The organism is Cupriavidus sp. GW822-FHT06G04 (assembly GCF_058799075.1).
In genome coordinates this window covers 86,646-102,236 of record NZ_JBXALD010000011.1, presented here as the reverse complement: position 1 = coordinate 102,236, position 15,591 = coordinate 86,646, and the positions used below count along the sequence as shown (strand labels likewise).

15 protein-coding genes are annotated in these 15,591 nt (G+C 65.5%); 11 read left to right on the top strand and 4 right to left on the bottom strand.

The window, feature by feature from the left end:
* Window positions 1-220 precede the first annotated feature (220 nt).
* A complete protein-coding gene (locus tag AC1RKI_RS22930) occupies window positions 221-727 on the top strand; it encodes a DUF1993 domain-containing protein (protein ID WP_061958404.1) in 507 nt (168 codons plus the stop codon).
* A 74-nt stretch (window positions 728-801) separates the two neighbouring features.
* Here AC1RKI_RS22930 and dkgB read toward each other — a convergent pair whose 3' ends face one another.
* Window positions 802-1,602 carry a 2,5-didehydrogluconate reductase DkgB gene (dkgB, locus tag AC1RKI_RS22925; protein ID WP_227459391.1) on the bottom strand — a complete coding sequence of 267 codons (801 nt, stop codon included), beginning with the start codon at window positions 1,600-1,602 and terminating at the stop codon, window positions 802-804.
* 49 nt (window positions 1,603-1,651) lie between these two features.
* On the bottom strand, window positions 1,652-2,860 hold the full coding sequence (locus AC1RKI_RS22920; protein WP_341249574.1) for an MFS transporter: 1,209 nt from the start codon (window positions 2,858-2,860) through the stop codon (window positions 1,652-1,654).
* Between the two features lie 98 nt (window positions 2,861-2,958).
* On the opposite strand from AC1RKI_RS22920, the gene AC1RKI_RS22915 reads away from it, so the two are divergent.
* The 6 genes from AC1RKI_RS22915 to AC1RKI_RS22890 all read left to right on the top strand — a co-directional run bounded on the left by AC1RKI_RS22915 (window position 2,959) and on the right by AC1RKI_RS22890 (window position 8,608).
* Window positions 2,959-3,852, top strand: a complete 894-nt coding sequence (locus tag AC1RKI_RS22915; protein ID WP_150979184.1) for a LysR substrate-binding domain-containing protein — start codon at window positions 2,959-2,961, stop codon at window positions 3,850-3,852.
* A gap of 293 nt (window positions 3,853-4,145) precedes the next feature.
* Window positions 4,146-4,781: a 7-carboxy-7-deazaguanine synthase gene (gene queE, locus AC1RKI_RS22910; protein WP_061960258.1), complete on the top strand. Its 636-nt coding sequence runs from the start codon at window positions 4,146-4,148 to the stop codon at window positions 4,779-4,781.
* Window positions 4,782-4,784: 3 nt separating this feature from the next.
* Window positions 4,785-5,261 carry a 6-pyruvoyl trahydropterin synthase family protein gene (locus tag AC1RKI_RS22905; protein WP_061960257.1) on the top strand — a complete coding sequence of 159 codons (477 nt, stop codon included), beginning with the start codon at window positions 4,785-4,787 and terminating at the stop codon, window positions 5,259-5,261.
* A gap of 15 nt (window positions 5,262-5,276) precedes the next feature.
* The gene (tadA, locus tag AC1RKI_RS22900; RefSeq protein WP_492797357.1) at window positions 5,277-5,891 is read left to right on the top strand and encodes a tRNA adenosine(34) deaminase TadA; all 615 of its coding nucleotides are present in this window, start codon (window positions 5,277-5,279) and stop codon (window positions 5,889-5,891) included.
* Complete coding sequence (gene ldcA / locus AC1RKI_RS22895; RefSeq protein ID WP_492797359.1) at window positions 5,888-6,811, top strand: muramoyltetrapeptide carboxypeptidase; 924 nt, start codon at window positions 5,888-5,890, stop codon at window positions 6,809-6,811. The genes tadA and ldcA overlap by 4 nt, the downstream gene beginning before the upstream one ends.
* Before the next feature lie 174 nt (window positions 6,812-6,985).
* Window positions 6,986-8,608, top strand: a complete 1,623-nt coding sequence (locus AC1RKI_RS22890) for an ABC-F family ATPase (protein WP_061957730.1) — start codon at window positions 6,986-6,988, stop codon at window positions 8,606-8,608.
* Window positions 8,609-8,707: 99 nt separating this feature from the next.
* On the opposite strand, the gene AC1RKI_RS22885 is transcribed toward AC1RKI_RS22890, so the two are convergent.
* Complete coding sequence (locus tag AC1RKI_RS22885; protein ID WP_227459394.1) at window positions 8,708-9,421, bottom strand: hypothetical protein; 714 nt, start codon at window positions 9,419-9,421, stop codon at window positions 8,708-8,710.
* A 203-nt stretch (window positions 9,422-9,624) separates the two neighbouring features.
* On the opposite strand from AC1RKI_RS22885, the gene AC1RKI_RS22880 reads away from it, so the two are divergent.
* From AC1RKI_RS22880 to AC1RKI_RS22865, 4 genes are all read left to right on the top strand, one after another.
* The gene (locus AC1RKI_RS22880) at window positions 9,625-11,055 is read left to right on the top strand and encodes an aldehyde dehydrogenase family protein (protein ID WP_061957728.1); all 1,431 of its coding nucleotides are present in this window, start codon (window positions 9,625-9,627) and stop codon (window positions 11,053-11,055) included.
* 101 nt (window positions 11,056-11,156) lie between these two features.
* Entirely contained in the window at window positions 11,157-13,634 is a 2,478-nt protein-coding gene (locus AC1RKI_RS22875; RefSeq protein ID WP_492797361.1) for a penicillin acylase family protein, read from the top strand.
* Between the two features lie 125 nt (window positions 13,635-13,759).
* Window positions 13,760-14,476, top strand: a complete 717-nt coding sequence (locus tag AC1RKI_RS22870; RefSeq protein WP_227459397.1) for a glutamine amidotransferase — start codon at window positions 13,760-13,762, stop codon at window positions 14,474-14,476.
* Between the two features lie 2 nt (window positions 14,477-14,478).
* A complete protein-coding gene (locus tag AC1RKI_RS22865) occupies window positions 14,479-15,183 on the top strand; it encodes an MOSC domain-containing protein (protein WP_492797425.1) in 705 nt (234 codons plus the stop codon).
* A 31-nt stretch (window positions 15,184-15,214) separates the two neighbouring features.
* Here the strand turns inward: AC1RKI_RS22865 and AC1RKI_RS22860 are convergent, their stop codons facing one another.
* A complete protein-coding gene (locus tag AC1RKI_RS22860; protein WP_150979177.1) occupies window positions 15,215-15,502 on the bottom strand; it encodes a DUF1289 domain-containing protein in 288 nt (95 codons plus the stop codon).
* Window positions 15,503-15,591: the final 89 nt, after the last annotated feature.

Genomic DNA, 15,591 nt, shown 5'->3' with positions numbered 1-15,591 from the left:
AGCGGCGCGGGCCGAAGTGTAGCGCATCGATCGCGCCGCGATGGCCGGGATCCGCATGCGCTGCGGCGCGTCCCCTGCAGCGCCAGCATGCCGCGCCAATCCGGTCTATGCTCTGGCCTGCGGCCGGACGCGTTCCCTCAAGCCCCCGCTGGCGGGTTCCCAGACGCGGCCGGAAAACACGCACACCAGACACATCCCACGACCCATCCAAGGAGCGCCCATGGCCCTCTCGATGTACGAAGTATCGATACCGGTATTTATCCGCGCACTTACCAACCTGTCTGCAATCCTCGACAAGGGCGCCGCCCACGCCCAGGCGCAGGGCATGGACGCCGCCGATTTGATCCAGACCCGGCTGGTGGCCGACATGGATCCGCTGCCCGCCCAGGTGCAGCGCGCCAGTGACGCGGCCAAGGGCTGCGCGGCGCGTCTGGCCGGGATCGAGGTGCCGTCCTATGCCGACGACGAGAGCACCTTTCCCGCGTTGCAGGAGCGTATCGCCAAGACGATCGGCTTCCTGAAATCGATCCGCCCGGAACAGCTCGACGGTAGCGAGACGCGCGTGATCGAACTGAAGCTGCGCGCCAATGCCGTGACGTTCGATGGCAAGAGCTATCTGCTCGGTTTCGTCCTGCCGAATTTCTTTTTCCACGTGACGACCGCCTACGACATCCTGCGTCACAAGGGCGTGCAGATCGGCAAGATGGACTATCTGGGCCCACGCTGAAGCGATCTGCGTGCGCAGCATGACAAACGGGCCCGCAGGCCCGTTTTTTTCTGGTTGATGTCAGCGCGCTGCGGTCAATCCCACTTTGGCGCAAAGCCCGGATTTGCCAGCCGTTCGCCGCGATCGAGTCCGCCGATCGCGGCCATTTCCGCGTCCGTGAGCGTCACCCGCCGGGCCGCCAGATTGCTTTGCAGATTGGCCCGCTTCGTCGACGAGGGAATCACCGCGTAACCCTGCTGCATCAGCCACGCCAGCGCGATCTGCGCGGGCGAGACGTCGTGCGTGGCGGCGATATCGCGCAGCACCGGATCGTCCATGACCTTGCCATAGGCCAGCGGCATGTAGGCGGTCACGGGGATGCCGTGTTCGGCCATGAATGCGGTGACCTTGCGATTCTGCAGGAACGGATGCACTTCGATCTGATTGGTGGCGATCGTCCCGGCACCCACCACGTCGATGGCCTGCTTGAGGTGCGCGATCGTGAAATTCGATACGCCGATGGCCGTTGTGAGTCCGTCTGCCTGGGTTTGCGCCAGCGCTTGCAGGGATTCGTGCAGCGGCACGGCGTCCTTTGGAGACGGCCAGTGGATCAGCGTCAGATCCACGCGATCGAGCTTCAGTTTCTGCAGGCTGGTTTCGAGGCTGGCGCGCAGCGCGTCGCGGCCCAGGTTCTCGGTCCAGATCTTGGTCGTGACGAACAACTCGTCGCGCGCCACGCCGCTGGCGGCGATGGCCTGGCCGACCTCGGCTTCATTGCCGTAGATCTGCGCGGTGTCGATATGCCGATAGCCAAGTTCGAGGCCCATCGTCACGGAATCGATGACCTGCTGATCCTTGAGTCGGAAGGTTCCAAGGCCGAGTTGAGGCATTTGCATGAGAGGCTCCAGCGAAAAAGGTCGAAATGAATGAATGCGATGGCAGCCATCAGTGCTGCACGGCGCCGGCGGGCAAGCCGCCGGACCGCACGTCGATGCCCGCGGCGCGGTCCAGACGGCCGCTCAGTTCGGTCAGGCCCAACGCCACCAGCACCACCAGCGCGCCGATCCAGGGTGTGTGCATCAGCCCCAGGTGTTCCACGATCAATCCGCCAGCCCATGCCGCGCCGGCAATGCCCAGGTTGAACGCCGCGATATTCAGACCCGAGGCCACGTCGACCGCCTGCGGCGTGTGGTGCTCCGCCTGCTTGACGACATAGACCTGCAGTCCCGGCACATTGCCGAAGGCGACGGCGCCCCAAGCCAGCACGGTGGCCACCACCAGCCAGCGATGCGGCGCGGTGAATGTCAGCACGAAAAGCACCGCGGCCAGCAGCACGAACACGATACGCAATGCGGCGATGGGCCCGTGACGGTCCGCCAGGCGTCCGCCCCAGATATTGCCAAAGGCCACCGACACACCATAGACCAGCATCACAAGTCCGACCGCGCTCGCGCTGAATCCGGACACGTCTTGAAGGATCGGCGCGAGGAACGTGAACGGAATGAACGAGCCACCGTAACCGATCGCGGTTTTGGCATAGACCAGCAGCAAACGCGGTTCGGCCAGCACGCGGGCCTGCTGCAGCAGCGACGCGGGCGGCGTATGCCGGATCGACGACGGCACGAACAGCAGACTGCCGACGAACGCGATCACGCCCAGCGCCGAAACGGCCAGGAAGGTCTCGCGCCAGCCGAAATGCTGACCGATGAAGGTGCCGAGCGGCACACCGGTGACCAGCGCCACGGTCAGGCCCGTAAACATGATGGCGATGGCGCTGGCCGCCTTTTCGCGCGGAACCAGGCTCGTGGCGATGGTCGATCCGATCGAAAAGAATACGCCATGCGCCAGCCCGGTAAGGATGCGGGCCATCACCAGCGATTCGTAGCTGGGCGCGCGCCACGCCAGCAGGTTGCCGGCCGTGAACAGCGCCATCAACGACAGCAGCAGCGCCTTGCGTGGCAGCCGGCCAGTCAGCGCGGTCAGCACTGGCGCGCCCACGGCCACGCCCAGCGCATAGAGACTGACCAGCAGCCCGGCCGACGGCACGCTGATGTGCAGATCGCTGGCAATCGTCGGGATCAGCCCGACGATCACGAATTCGGTAGTTCCGATGGCGAAGGCGCTGATGGTCAGCGCCAATAAGGCAATAGGCATGATGCGCTCCGGTTTTTCAGGTTGGAGCGCAGTGTGCCGGCGAATTTCTTGCAGAAAAAGCCGGTTATCGACAGAACATATTTGACTAGAATTCAAGAATGACGCTGACACTTGAAGAACTCCTGGCCTTTGTCACCGTGGTCGACAGTGGGTCGATCACCGCCGCCGCCGAGCAGCTAGACCTTACCGTGTCGGGTATCAGCCGCGCGCTGTCGCGGCTTGAAGACAAGCTCGACACCACGCTGCTGCGGCGGACCACGCGCCGGCTGGAATTGACCGAGGAGGGCGCGGTGATGCTGGCGCATGCGCGGCAGATCCTGGCCGCCGCCGACCAGGCCGAAGAGCAGATGCGGCTGCGGCGGCAAAAGCCGTCGGGACGCCTGCGCGTCAATGCCGCGTCGCCATTCATGTTTCATGTGGTGGTGCCGCTGGTCGGCGCGTTTCGGCAGGCGTATCCCGAAATCACGCTCGAACTCAACACCAACGACCAGATCATCGATCTGCTGGAACACCGTACCGATGTCGCGATCCGCATCGGCCCGCTGCGCGATTCCACGCTGCACGCGCGGCCGCTGGGCACCAGCCGGATCCGCGTGGTGGCCAGCCCTGCGTATCTGAAGGCCAATGGCCGGCCCCAGACGACGCAGGATCTGGACAATCACACGCTGATTGGCTTTACTCAGCCCGAAACCCTGAACCGCTGGCCGCTGCGGGACGCCGCCGGCAACGAACTGCAGATCCGCCCCGCGCTGACGGCTTCGAGCGGCGAAACGCTGCGGCAACTGGCGCTGGCCGGGCAGGGCATCGCGTGTCTTGCCGATTACATGACCGACGCCGACCGTCGGGCCGGCGATCTGGTGCAGGTACTGACGCAGGAAACCATCGAGGTGCGGCAGCCCATCCACGCCGTGTACTACCTGAATACGCAGTTGTCGGCGCGGATCGCCGTATTTCTCGATTTCCTGTCGGAGCGGTTGCGGGCGCTGCCATAGCCGCGGCCCCGATCGGCCGAACGCTGCCGCGGCGGCCGAGGGCGGTCGAGGGCGGTCGAGGGCGGTCGAGGGCGGCTGTCTGCGGCAGGCTTGATGCGCATCACGTCGAACTTAGCGGAAACCCTAGGTTCTTGATACAATTACCGGTTACCCGCGCCGCGCCCGCGCCGCGGCCTTTGCCTAGTTTTTAAGCAATCCGCGCGGACCGTCCCGCCAGGGCGAGGCGCAGCAGAACAGCGCAAATCGCAAACTCAGCGACAATCACCGCCATAACTACCGCATCCCGCAATCGCATGACCTACGCCGTCAAGGAAATCTTCTATACGCTGCAAGGCGAGGGCGCCAACGCCGGCCGCGCCGCGGTGTTCTGCCGTTTTGCCGGATGCAACCTGTGGACCGGCCGCGAGGAAGATCGGGCGCGCGCGGTGTGTCAGTTCTGCGATACCGATTTCGTCGGCACCGACGGCACGCGCGGCGGCAAGTACCGCAGCGCCGAAGAACTGGCCGCGGTAGTCGCGTCGGAATGGCCGGCGAGCGCGGGCGGCAGCCCGCTGGTGGTGTGCACCGGCGGCGAGCCGCTGCTGCAGCTTGACGCGCCGCTGATCGACGCGTTGCATGCGCAGGGCTTCGAGATCGCGATCGAGACCAATGGCACGATCGCCGTGCCCGACGGCATCGACTGGGTTTGCGTGAGTCCCAAAATGGGCGCGGAACTGGTGGTGAAGAAGGGCGACGAACTCAAGGTCGTGATTCCGCAGGACGGCCAGGACTTCGCGGCATACGAGCAACTGGATTTCCGCTATTTCATGGTGCAGGCCATGGACGGCCCGCTGGCGCGGCAAAATACGGCCGCTGCCGTCGATTTCTGCCAGCGTCATCCGCGCTGGCGCCTGTCGCTGCAGACCCACAAGCTGCTGGGCATTCGCTGACACATGAGCAAACAAGTTTCCATCACGCGCCGGCTCGAATTCGACGCCGGCCACCGCATTCCGAGCCACGGCGGCCAGTGCCGCAACATCCACGGCCATCGATATCGACTGGACTTGACGCTGTCCGGCGAAGTCCTGCATCAGGAAGGCGCGCCCGACGACGGCATGATCCTCGATTTCGGCGATATCAAGACGCTGGCCAACGAACACCTGGTATCGAAGTGGGATCACGCGTTCCTGATCTATCGCGGCGACACCGCGCTGCTGAATTTCCTGCAATCGATGGATAACCACAAGACCGTGGTGATCGATAGCATCCCGACGGTCGAGAATCTGGCTCAGGCGGCGTTCGACATCCTGGCGCCGGTGTTCAAGGACTGCTTCAACCATCATCTGCAACTGACCCGGCTGGTACTGTTCGAAACGCCGAACTGCTGGGCCGAAGTCAGCGCGCCGCTGCGCTTGCCGGCGCAGGACTGAAAGCCCGATAACGCCATGCCCGACGCGCCCGTATTTGCCGACGAAGCCGCGCGCGACCGCTTCTATATGGCGGCGGCGCTGGAAGAGGCGCGGCTGGCGGAAGCCGCCGGCGAAGTGCCGGTGGGCGCGGTAGTGGTGTGGAACGATCAGATCATCGCGCGCGGGCATAACCTGCCGATCCGCTCGGTCGATCCTTCGGCGCACGCCGAGATGCAGGCGCTGCGCGCCGCCGCCAAGGTGCTGGACAACTACCGGCTGCCCGAGTGCGAGCTCTATGTCACGCTGGAACCGTGCCCGATGTGCAGCGGCGCGATCCTGCATGCGCGGCTGCGGCATGTCGTGTTCGGCGCCACCGATCCTAAGACCGGCGCGGCAGGCAGCGTGGTGGACCTGTTCGCGCAGGCCACGCTCAATCATCAGACCACGCTTGCGCGCGGCGTGATGGCCGACGAATGCGGCCAGTTGCTGCGCGATTTCTTCGGCGCCCGCCGCCGCGCGCAGAAGGCTGCCCAACAGGCCGCGCGCGCCGCGGCACTGCCCGCCTTGGATGACGCGCTGGACGCGTCGCCCTCGCAATCGCCGGCCGATTCGGACAGAATTCATGCTTCCGATCCAGAATCCGAAGCATGAGCCACAGCACCGAAGTCCGACTGATCGCCTCGTCCGGCTATCCGCATGACGTTGCCATTGCCGCGCGCGGCTGCGCCTGGCTCAGGCATCACGGCTACCACGTCAGCAATCCCGATGTACTGGCGCGCCGCTACCTGCGGTTTGGCGGCACCGACGCGGAGCGGCTGGCCGACCTGCACGCGATCGGCACCGGCCCCACGCGTGAACTGACGCTCGCCGTGCGCGGCGGCTACGGACTGGGGCGCCTGCTCGGCCAGATCGACTTCGCCCGCATTGCCGACCAGGCGCGCGCCAGCGGCACGCCGATCGTCGGTCATAGCGATTTCACCGCGTTCCAACTGGCCTATCTGGCGGCCACTGGCGGCGTGACGTTTGCCGGCCCGATGCTGCTGGCCGATTTCGGCGAAGAGCACGTCGATCCGTTCATGTGGGAGCATTTCGAGGCGATCCTGCGCAACCGGACGCATCACATCGAAATCGAGGCGCCGCAGGCCATCCGCGCGCCGGCTACCGTCCAGGGCACGCTGTGGGGCGGCAACCTGGCGATGCTGTGCACGCTGCTGGGCACGCCATTCATGCCGCGCGTCGACGGCGGCATCCTGTTTCTCGAAGACGTCAACGAACCGCCTTACCGCATCGAACGCATGCTGCTGCAGTTGCTACAGGCCGGCGTGCTGGCGTCGCAGCAGGCCATTGTGCTGGGCGATTTCTCGAATTACCGCACCGCCGACTACGACAACGGCTACAACATGGACGCCGTCTTCGATTACCTACGTGCGCAGTTGGGCATCCCGCTGCTGACCGGCCTGCCGTTCGGCCATTGCCCGCGCAAGTTGACACTGCCGGTGGGCGGCCAGGCACGGTTGGTGGTCCGGGCCGACGGCTTTGCGCTGTCGCTGTCCGAATATCCGACGCTGTAGGCGCCGCGGGCCGCGTGTCTTACGGGATGCGCGCGCGAGTGGTAAAATTCCGGGTTCCGCATTTTCGCTGCGCCGGGCCCGCCAATCGGGGCGAGCCAGGGTCGACCGACCGGCAGCAGCAGCCATATCCGGCGTGCCCAGGCGGCGCGCCCACACTCCAGACAAGGTTCAGACGTGCTTTCTACCGCAAACATCACCATGCAGTTCGGCCCCAAGCCGTTGTTCGAGAACATCTCGGTCAAGTTCGGCGAGGGCAACCGCTACGGCCTGATCGGCGCGAACGGCTGCGGCAAGTCCACCTTCATGAAGATCCTCGGCGGCGATCTCGAACAGTCGGCCGGCACCGTCATGCTGGAGCCGGGCGTGCGCCTGGGCAAGCTGCGCCAGGACCAGTTCGCCTATGAAGACAACCGCGTGCTCGACGTGGTGATGATGGGCCACACGGAAATGTGGGCCGCCGCCAGCGAGCGCGACGCGATCTACGCCAACCCCGAGGCGACCGACGAAGACTACATGCGCGCGGCCGAGCTCGAGGCCAAGTACGCCGAGTACGACGGCTATACCGCCGAGGCGCGCGCCGGCGAGCTGCTGCTTGGCGTGGGCATCCCCACCGACCAGCACCAGGGCCCGATGAGCGACATCGCACCGGGCTGGAAGCTGCGCGTGCTGCTGGCACAGGCGCTGTTCTCGAACCCGGACGTCCTGCTGCTGGACGAGCCGACCAACAACCTGGACATCAACACGATCCGCTGGCTGGAAGACGTGCTCAACGAGCGCAATTCCACCATGATCATCATCTCCCACGATCGCCACTTCCTCAATTCGGTGTGCACGCACATGGCCGACATGGATTACGGCACGCTGAAGGTCTATCCGGGAAATTACGACGACTACATGCAGGCGTCGATGCAGGCGCGCGAGCGCCAGGTGGCCGCCAACGCGCGCGCCAAGGAACGTATCACCGAACTGCAGGATTTCGTGCGCCGCTTCTCGGCCAACAAGTCCAAGGCGCGCCAGGCCACGTCGCGTCTGAAACAGATCGACAAGATCAAGGTCGAGGACATCAAGCCGTCGTCGCGCCAAAATCCGTTCGTGCGGTTCGAATTCGAGAAGAAGCTGCATAACCTGGCCGTGGAAGTCGAGGGCATTACCAAGACCTACGACCGCAAGATCATCAACAACCTGTCGATGGCCATCCAGGCGGGCGAGCGGGTGGCGATCGTCGGCGAAAACGGCGCGGGCAAGACCACGCTGCTGCGCAGCCTACTGAACAACATCGTTCAGACCGGCGTGCAGCGCGGCGTCGAAGTCGACCGCGGCACGGTCAAGTGGGCTGAAAACGCCAACGTCGGCTATATGCCGCAGGACACGTACGAGGAATTCCCCAACGACGTGAACGTGATGGACTGGATGAGCCAGTGGACGCAGGCCGGCGACGACGACCAGTCGCTGCGCGGCACGCTGGGTCGCCTGCTGTTCTCGGCCGACGACATCAAGAAGAACGTCAAGGTGCTGTCCGGTGGCGAAAAGGGCCGCATGATCTGGGGCAAGCTGATGCTGGGCCGCCATAACGTGCTGGCGATGGACGAGCCGACCAACCACATGGACATGGAGTCGATCGAATCGCTGCAGATCGCGCTGGACAAGTATCCCGGCACGCTGATCTTCGTCTCGCATGACCGGGAGCTGATCAACGGCCTGGCCACGCGCGTGATCGAAGTGCGCACCGACGGCACCATCACCGACTATCTGGGCACGTACGACGAGTATCTGCAGTCGCAGGGCATCGAGGCGTAACCGTCAACGACTGCCGCCCGGCCGGGCCTGCGCACGGCCTGACGCGCGGCGTCGCATGACAAAGAAAACCGGCCCGCCGTCACAGGCGCGCCGGTTTTTTTACGCCTGGCGCGCGGGCGCGACGCCCATTTCCGCCAGCAGCGCGTCCAGTTCGCCGATGATCGCGTGCGCGGTGATTTCGCCTTTCGATTTCTGCAGCGCGGTCCCCAGCGCATCGCGCAGGGCGGCTAGTTCCACCACGGTCGCGGCCTTTTCCACCTTGACCTGCATGACGTAGCCGCGCAACCCAAGATGATGGCCGATCACATCGGTAAAGAAGTGGTAGAGCCGCTTGTACCCGTCGGCGCCACTGGACACCGGGGCCAGCGGGCCGGCCGTGACGGGCGTGGAAGGGGCCAGCGCCGGGGCGATCGTGGTGTCCGCCAGCACGTCTACGCGGTCGTCGATGCCTTTGCCAGCCGCCGAATTGAAGCCCGAATAGGCCGCGAACAGGTTGGTCTCGCCGCGCGCCTGGCGCGCGCCGCTCTGGGCGGACGCCGCCGCCGGCTGCGCCGAGGCAGCCGAAGTCGCTGACACTGAGGTCGGCGCGGCCTTGCCGGGATCGCGTACCGCCTCGATCAGCCCCAGCGCCAGCAGCGTGTCCATGGCGTCGGGCGTCACACCCATGCCGCTGACCTGCGCCAGCAGCTCGGATCTGGCGCGTTCCCCGTTGACCATCAGCAGCAACGCCCGCAGTTTCTGGTCCAGCTTGCGCGCGCGCGTGCGGATTTCCTCCTGACCAGCCTCCGTCTTGTGATAGATCGGGTCGACCATGTCTCGCTCCTTTTGTTATCGATCGGCCGCCCGCGGAGTGAGTCCCTTCGGAAAGATACTGCGCGGCCGATTATCGCCATCTTGTTGTCAGAGCCGGTTGCCAGGGAAAGAAAAGTGAATCGGCAAACCGCTCTACAATGTGGTGCACCATAAAAGTAACAAAAAAATTGCAATCGCCGATCCACTAATGAGGGCTTGTGGCCATGCAACAACGAGACAAACTTTTTATTAACGGCAAATGGGTGGCGCCCCACGGCTCGGGCAGCATCGATGTCGTGCATTCCGCCACCGAGGCGATCATGGGCAAGATCCCCGAGGGGCACGCCCGTGACGCCGAGGATGCCATCGCGGCCGCGCGCGCGGCCTTTGATGGCTGGGCCAGTACGCCGCCGGCCGAGCGCGCCCGGTATATCCGCAAGATCGCCGAAGGGCTGAAGGACCGCGCTGAGGAACTGGCGCAACTGATCGCGGGCGAGGTCGGCATGCCGATCAAGCTGGCGCGCGCGATCCAGGTGGGCGGACCGGTGTACAACTGGGGCCAGGCCGCCACGCTGCTCGAGTCATTCGAATTCGAGGAGCAGGTGGGCAATTCGCTGGTCGTGCGCGAGCCGGTGGGCGTCGTGGCGGCCATCACGCCGTGGAACTATCCGCTCAACCAGATCACGCTGAAGGTCGCGCCTGCGCTGGCGGCGGGCTGCACGGTCGTGCTCAAGCCGTCCGAGGTGGCGCCGCTGAACGCGTTTGTGCTGGCGGAGGTGATCGAGGCCGCTGGCCTGCCGCCGGGCGTGTTCAATCTGGTGACCGGCTATGGCCCGGTGGTCGGCGAGGTGCTGGCCAGCCATCCCGAAGTCGACATGGTGTCGTTTACCGGATCGACGCGTGCTGGCAAGCGCGTGTCCGAGCTGGCCGCGCAGTCGGTCAAGCGCGTGGCGCTGGAGTTGGGCGGCAAATCGGCATCGGTGATCCTCGACGACGCCGACCTGCCGGCCGCGGTCAAGGGCACCATCAGCGCGTGTTTCCTGAATTCCGGCCAGACCTGCTCGGCGCACACGCGCATGCTGGTGCCGCGCAGCCGTTACGACGAAGTGAAGGCGATTGCCGCCAAGGTGGTGGAAGGCTTCACCGTCGGCGATCCGCATTCGGACGCCACGCGCCTCGGGCCGCTGATTTCGGCGGTGCAGAAGGACCGCGTGACCGGCTACATCCGGCGCGGGCTGGAAGAGGGCGCCGAACTGGTGGCTGGCGGCCCGGACAGCCCGGCCGGCTTCGACCGCGGCTTCTTCGTCAAGCCCACGGTGCTCGGCAATGTCGATCCGAAGGCCACCGTGGCCCAGGAGGAGATCTTCGGCCCGGTGTTGTCGGTGATTTGCTACGACACCGAAGACGACGCGATCCGCATTGCCAATGACAGCATCTACGGCCTGGGCGGCGGCGTCTGGTCCGGTGACGAGGCGCGCGCCATCCGCGTGGCGCGCCGCATCCGCACCGGCCAGGTCGACATCAATGGCGGCCCGTTCAATATGAACGCGCCGTTCGGCGGCTTCAAGCAGTCCGGCAACGGGCGCGAAGGCGGCAAGTTCGGCCTCGAGGAATTCCTCGAATACAAGTCGCTGCAATTGAAGAAGCCGGCCTGACCGGCGGTTTTTGTCGCTTTCATCGATGCCCGGCCAGTCCGGGCATTTTTGTTCGCGCGGAAATCTGCGATGCTTGCGACTTTCCATCGGGAGGAAATGCGATGCGCTGGTTCAAACGGCTGGGGTGGATCCTGCTGGGCACGCTGCTGCTGTCCGTGACCGGCGCGATCGGCGGCTATATCTGGTATCGGCAGGCCTCGCAGCCCGATACGGCCGGCACGATGCGCTTGCCCGGGCTGCGCGATCGCGTGGTGGTGGTGCGCGATCGCAACGCCGTGCCGCATATCCAGGCCGCCAATGCGCTTGACGCCTATTACGCGCTCGGATATGTGCACGCGCAGGATCGGCTTTGGCAGATGCAGATGAACAAGCGCATCGTGGCGGGCCGGCTCGCGGAAATCCTCGGCCCCAGCGCGCTCGATACGGACCGTTTCCTGCGTACGCTCGGGGTACGGCGCAACGCCGAGGCGATCCTCGCGCAGTCCTCGCCCGAGACCCGCGCGGTGCTGCAGGCCTATGCCGACGGCGTCAATGCGTTCATCGACACGCGCAAGGCCGCGCTGCCGCCCGAATTCCTGATCCTCGGCACCCGGCCGGAACACTGGGAGCCGGCCGATACGCTGGGCTGGCAAACCATGATGGCGTGGGATCTCGGTGCGAACTGGACGCAGGAGGTGCTGCGGATGGGGCTGTCGCAGCAATTGCCGACCTCGCGCATCGCCGAAATCCTGGCGCCCTATCCAGGCGACAAGCCGATGCGCACGATGGACTACGCAAGCTTCTACCGCCAACTGGCGCCGGTGGCCACCGCCATGGCGCGCGTGGCGGACGCGGCGCCGGGCGGCTACGTGGAGGGCATGGGCTCGAACAACTGGGTCGTCTCCGGCGCGCACACGCGCAGCGGCAAGCCGTTACTGGCCAACGATCCCCACCTGGGATTGCAGGCACCCGCGCTGTGGTATTTCGCGCATCTGCAGGCGCCCGGCCTGGATATCACCGGCGCCACCCTGCCTGGGGCGCCGCTGGTGGTGCTGGGCCACAACAAGCGCATCGCGTGGGGCTTCACCAATACCGCGCCCGATGTGCAGGACCTTTACATCGAGCGGATCGATCCGGCCAATCCCGATCGCTATCAGACGCCGGACGGCTGGGCCAATTTCGATACGCGCACCGAGACCATCCGCGTCAAGGGCGCGGACGACGTGACGCTCAAGGTGCGCGCCACGCGCCACGGGCCGGTGATGTCGGATGTGGCCGAGCCGATCGGCGCCGCCGCCAAGCCGCTGGGCGCCCAGTACGTGATGGCTTTCCAGTGGACCGCGCTGCGGCCGGACGACCGCACTTTCCAGGCCGGCCTGAAGATCGGCACCGCGGGCGACTGGCAGGGCTTTGTCGCGGCGCTGAGGGATTTCCATGCGCCGCAGCAGAACATCGTCTATGCCGACGTGGACGGCAATATCGGCTACATCGCGCCGGGCCGCGTGCCGATCCGGAGGGCGGACAATGACCTGATGGGCCTCGCGCCAGCGCCGGGCTGGGACGCGCGCTACGACTGGCAGGGTTTCATTCCGTTCGAGCAGCTGCCGCAGCGTTTCAATCCGCCCACCGGCATGATCGTGACGGCCAACCAGAAGATTGTCGACGACCAGTATCCGTTCTTCATCACCAGCGAATGGAGCGTGCCGTACCGCGCGCAGCGCATCCAGACCCTGCTGGAGGCCGAGCCGCATCACACGCCCGACAGTTTCGGCGTGATTCAGAAGGACGTTGTGTCGTTGGCCGTGCGCGACGCACTGCCGCTGCTGCTGGCCGCGCCGGTGGCCAGCGACGCCACGCGCGCGCCGCGTGAGCGCGCGTTGTTCGAAGCCTTGCGCAAGTGGGATGGCACGATGTCGGCCGATCGCGCCGAGCCGCTGGTGGTCACCGCATGGCTACGTGAACTGTCACGCCTGCTGTTCGAGGACAAGGTCGGCGATCCAATGTTTGCGAAGTTATGGGAGCAACGCAACGTACAGCTGCCGATGCTTAACGCGATCCGCGATCCGCAAGGCGTCGGCGCGTTCTGGTGCGACAACTCACGCACAACCGCGCGCGAAAGCTGCGCGCAGACCATCGGGCTGGCGTGGCAGCGCGCCATCGCGGACCTCGACCAGCGCTATGGCGACGATCCGGCCAAATGGCGCTGGGGCAAGGCCCATACCGCGCGCTCGGAGCACAAGCCGTTCGGCAAGGTGCCGTATCTGGCGGGGCTGTTCAACGTGCGCGTGCGCACCGGCGGCGATACCTATACAGTCGACGTGGGACGTCACAATCTCCGCGACGAGAAGGCGCCGTTTGAAAGCGTGCACGCGGCCAGCCTGCGCGCCATCTACGATCTTTCAGATCTGTCTGATTCCCGATTCATGTCCTCGACCGGACAATCCGGCAATGCCCTGTCGCCGCACTATCGCGACTGGACGGACAAGTGGGCCGGCGTGCAGTACATCACCATCGGGTCCCACCGACGCAATCCCGGCGGAGACAGTTTCGAAACGCTGGTGTTGCGCCCCGATTCCGAAGCGCGCGACGGCCAGCGCTGATTCGCTGATTGTTCGTGCAACCGTTTGAAGCTGTGGTGCCATCGACTTCGACGTGCAGTGCGATCTTTCCTGTTCGCCCCAATCGATCCAAGACCGACCGACGTAATTGATGCAGGAGTTATCTGATGAGTGAACACCGTCAACGGCGTACCGACGTGATCCAGCATGTCGCATTCGAGCATGCCGGCGTCATCGCCGATGTGGTGCGCGACCGCGGCCACGAGATCCGCCTGTTCCAGGCCGGGGTCGACGACCTGACACTCGTGGCAAGCGATCCCGCCGATCTGCTGGTCGTGCTGGGCGGGCCGATCGGCGTCTACGAAACTGAGGCCTATCCGTGGCTGGAAGTCGAGATCAACGTGATTCGCCAGCGGCTGGAGGCCGAACTGCCGATGCTCGGCGCGTGCCTGGGTGCGCAGTTGATCGCCGCCGCGGCCGGCGCGCGGGTCTACCCCGGCACGCGCGAAATTGGCTGGGCGCCCATCACGCCGACGCCGGCCGGCCTGGGCTCGCCGCTTGCCGCGCTGGCCAGCGCCGACTGGGAGGTGCTGCACTGGCACGGCGACACCTTCGACCTGCCGGCCGGCGCCGAACTATTGGCGTCCACCGACGCCACGCCGCATCAGGCTTTCGCCATCGGCAAGCAGGTGCTGGCGCTGCAATTCCATCCCGAGGTCAAGCCGGGTGACATCGAGACCTGGCTGATCGGCCATACAGTGGAGCTGTCCAAGGCGGGCATCGATCCGCGTACGATCCGCCGCCGTACCGCCGAGATTGGCGCAACGGTGGCCAGCGCCGGAGAACTGATGTTCGCGCGATGGATGGAGGAAGCCGGGCTGTGAGCATGGTCGATATCGATATTCCGATCGATACGGTATTGGCCGGCGCGATCCGGCCGTTCGGTCCGAAGGGCGTGCCGAGCGCTATCGATAAAACGCCGGTGGACGGCCCTGTGCGCGTGACGCGCACGGGCCTGGCAGTCGACGAACAGGGCGATCCGAAACACCATGGCGGTGCGGAGAAGGCGCTGCATCACTACCCGCGCGATCACTACGCCGCGTGGCGCGACAATCTTGCCGCGCATGGCGCGAACCTCGCCATGCTTGATCGCGCGGGCGCGTTCGGTGAAAACTTCAGCACGTCGGGTCTGATCGAGGCCCACGTGTGTGTGGGAGACCGTTTCCGGCTTGGGTCGGCGCTGGTCGAGGTATCGCAGGCGCGCCAGCCGTGCTGGAAACTCAATCACCGTTTCGGGTTTGCGGGCATGTCGCGCGCGGTGCAGGGCAGCGGGCGGACGGGCTGGTATTACCGCGTACTCGAAGACGGCGAGGTTGCGGCCGGTAGCCGTCTGGTGCTTCTCGATCGGCCTTTTCCGCAATGGACCCTGCAGCGCCTGCTTCGCGTGCTGTACGTGGACCGGCTCGACTACGCGGCGCTTGAAGAGATGGCGCAGTTAGCGCCGCTGGCGGAAAGCTGGCGCAAGCTGGCGCGCCAGCGCGTGGCAAATCGCGAGGTCGAGGATATGGAAAGGCGCCTGGCCGGAGGATGATGCGCCGGCGGGCCGCTTCCCGGCTTGGTGACTAGCCGCGCTGGAAGCGGCGCGCCGTACCTTCCCGTGTGATGCGTTCCCAGATCACCTGCTTTTCGGCGTCGCTATAAAACACCCAGTTGCTGACTTCGGCCGCCGTTCGGCCGCATCCCTGGCATACGTCGTCGAACAACGTGGAACAGATGCCGACGCACGGGCTGTCCGGCCGGTCGTCCAGGCCCTGGTCCGGGCGATGCTCCAGCCGCGTCTGCGCCGGGTCGGGGTCGACAGAGTCGACAGCGGCGGTGGGGACGGGCATTTCGGAAGGATCGGCGGGCATCAAGCGGGACGGGGGCAGCAATTAGCCGCACATTATAAACGGGCCGGGTGGTCGCCCCCGACGGTGGGGGATTACCCCGGAAGTCATTG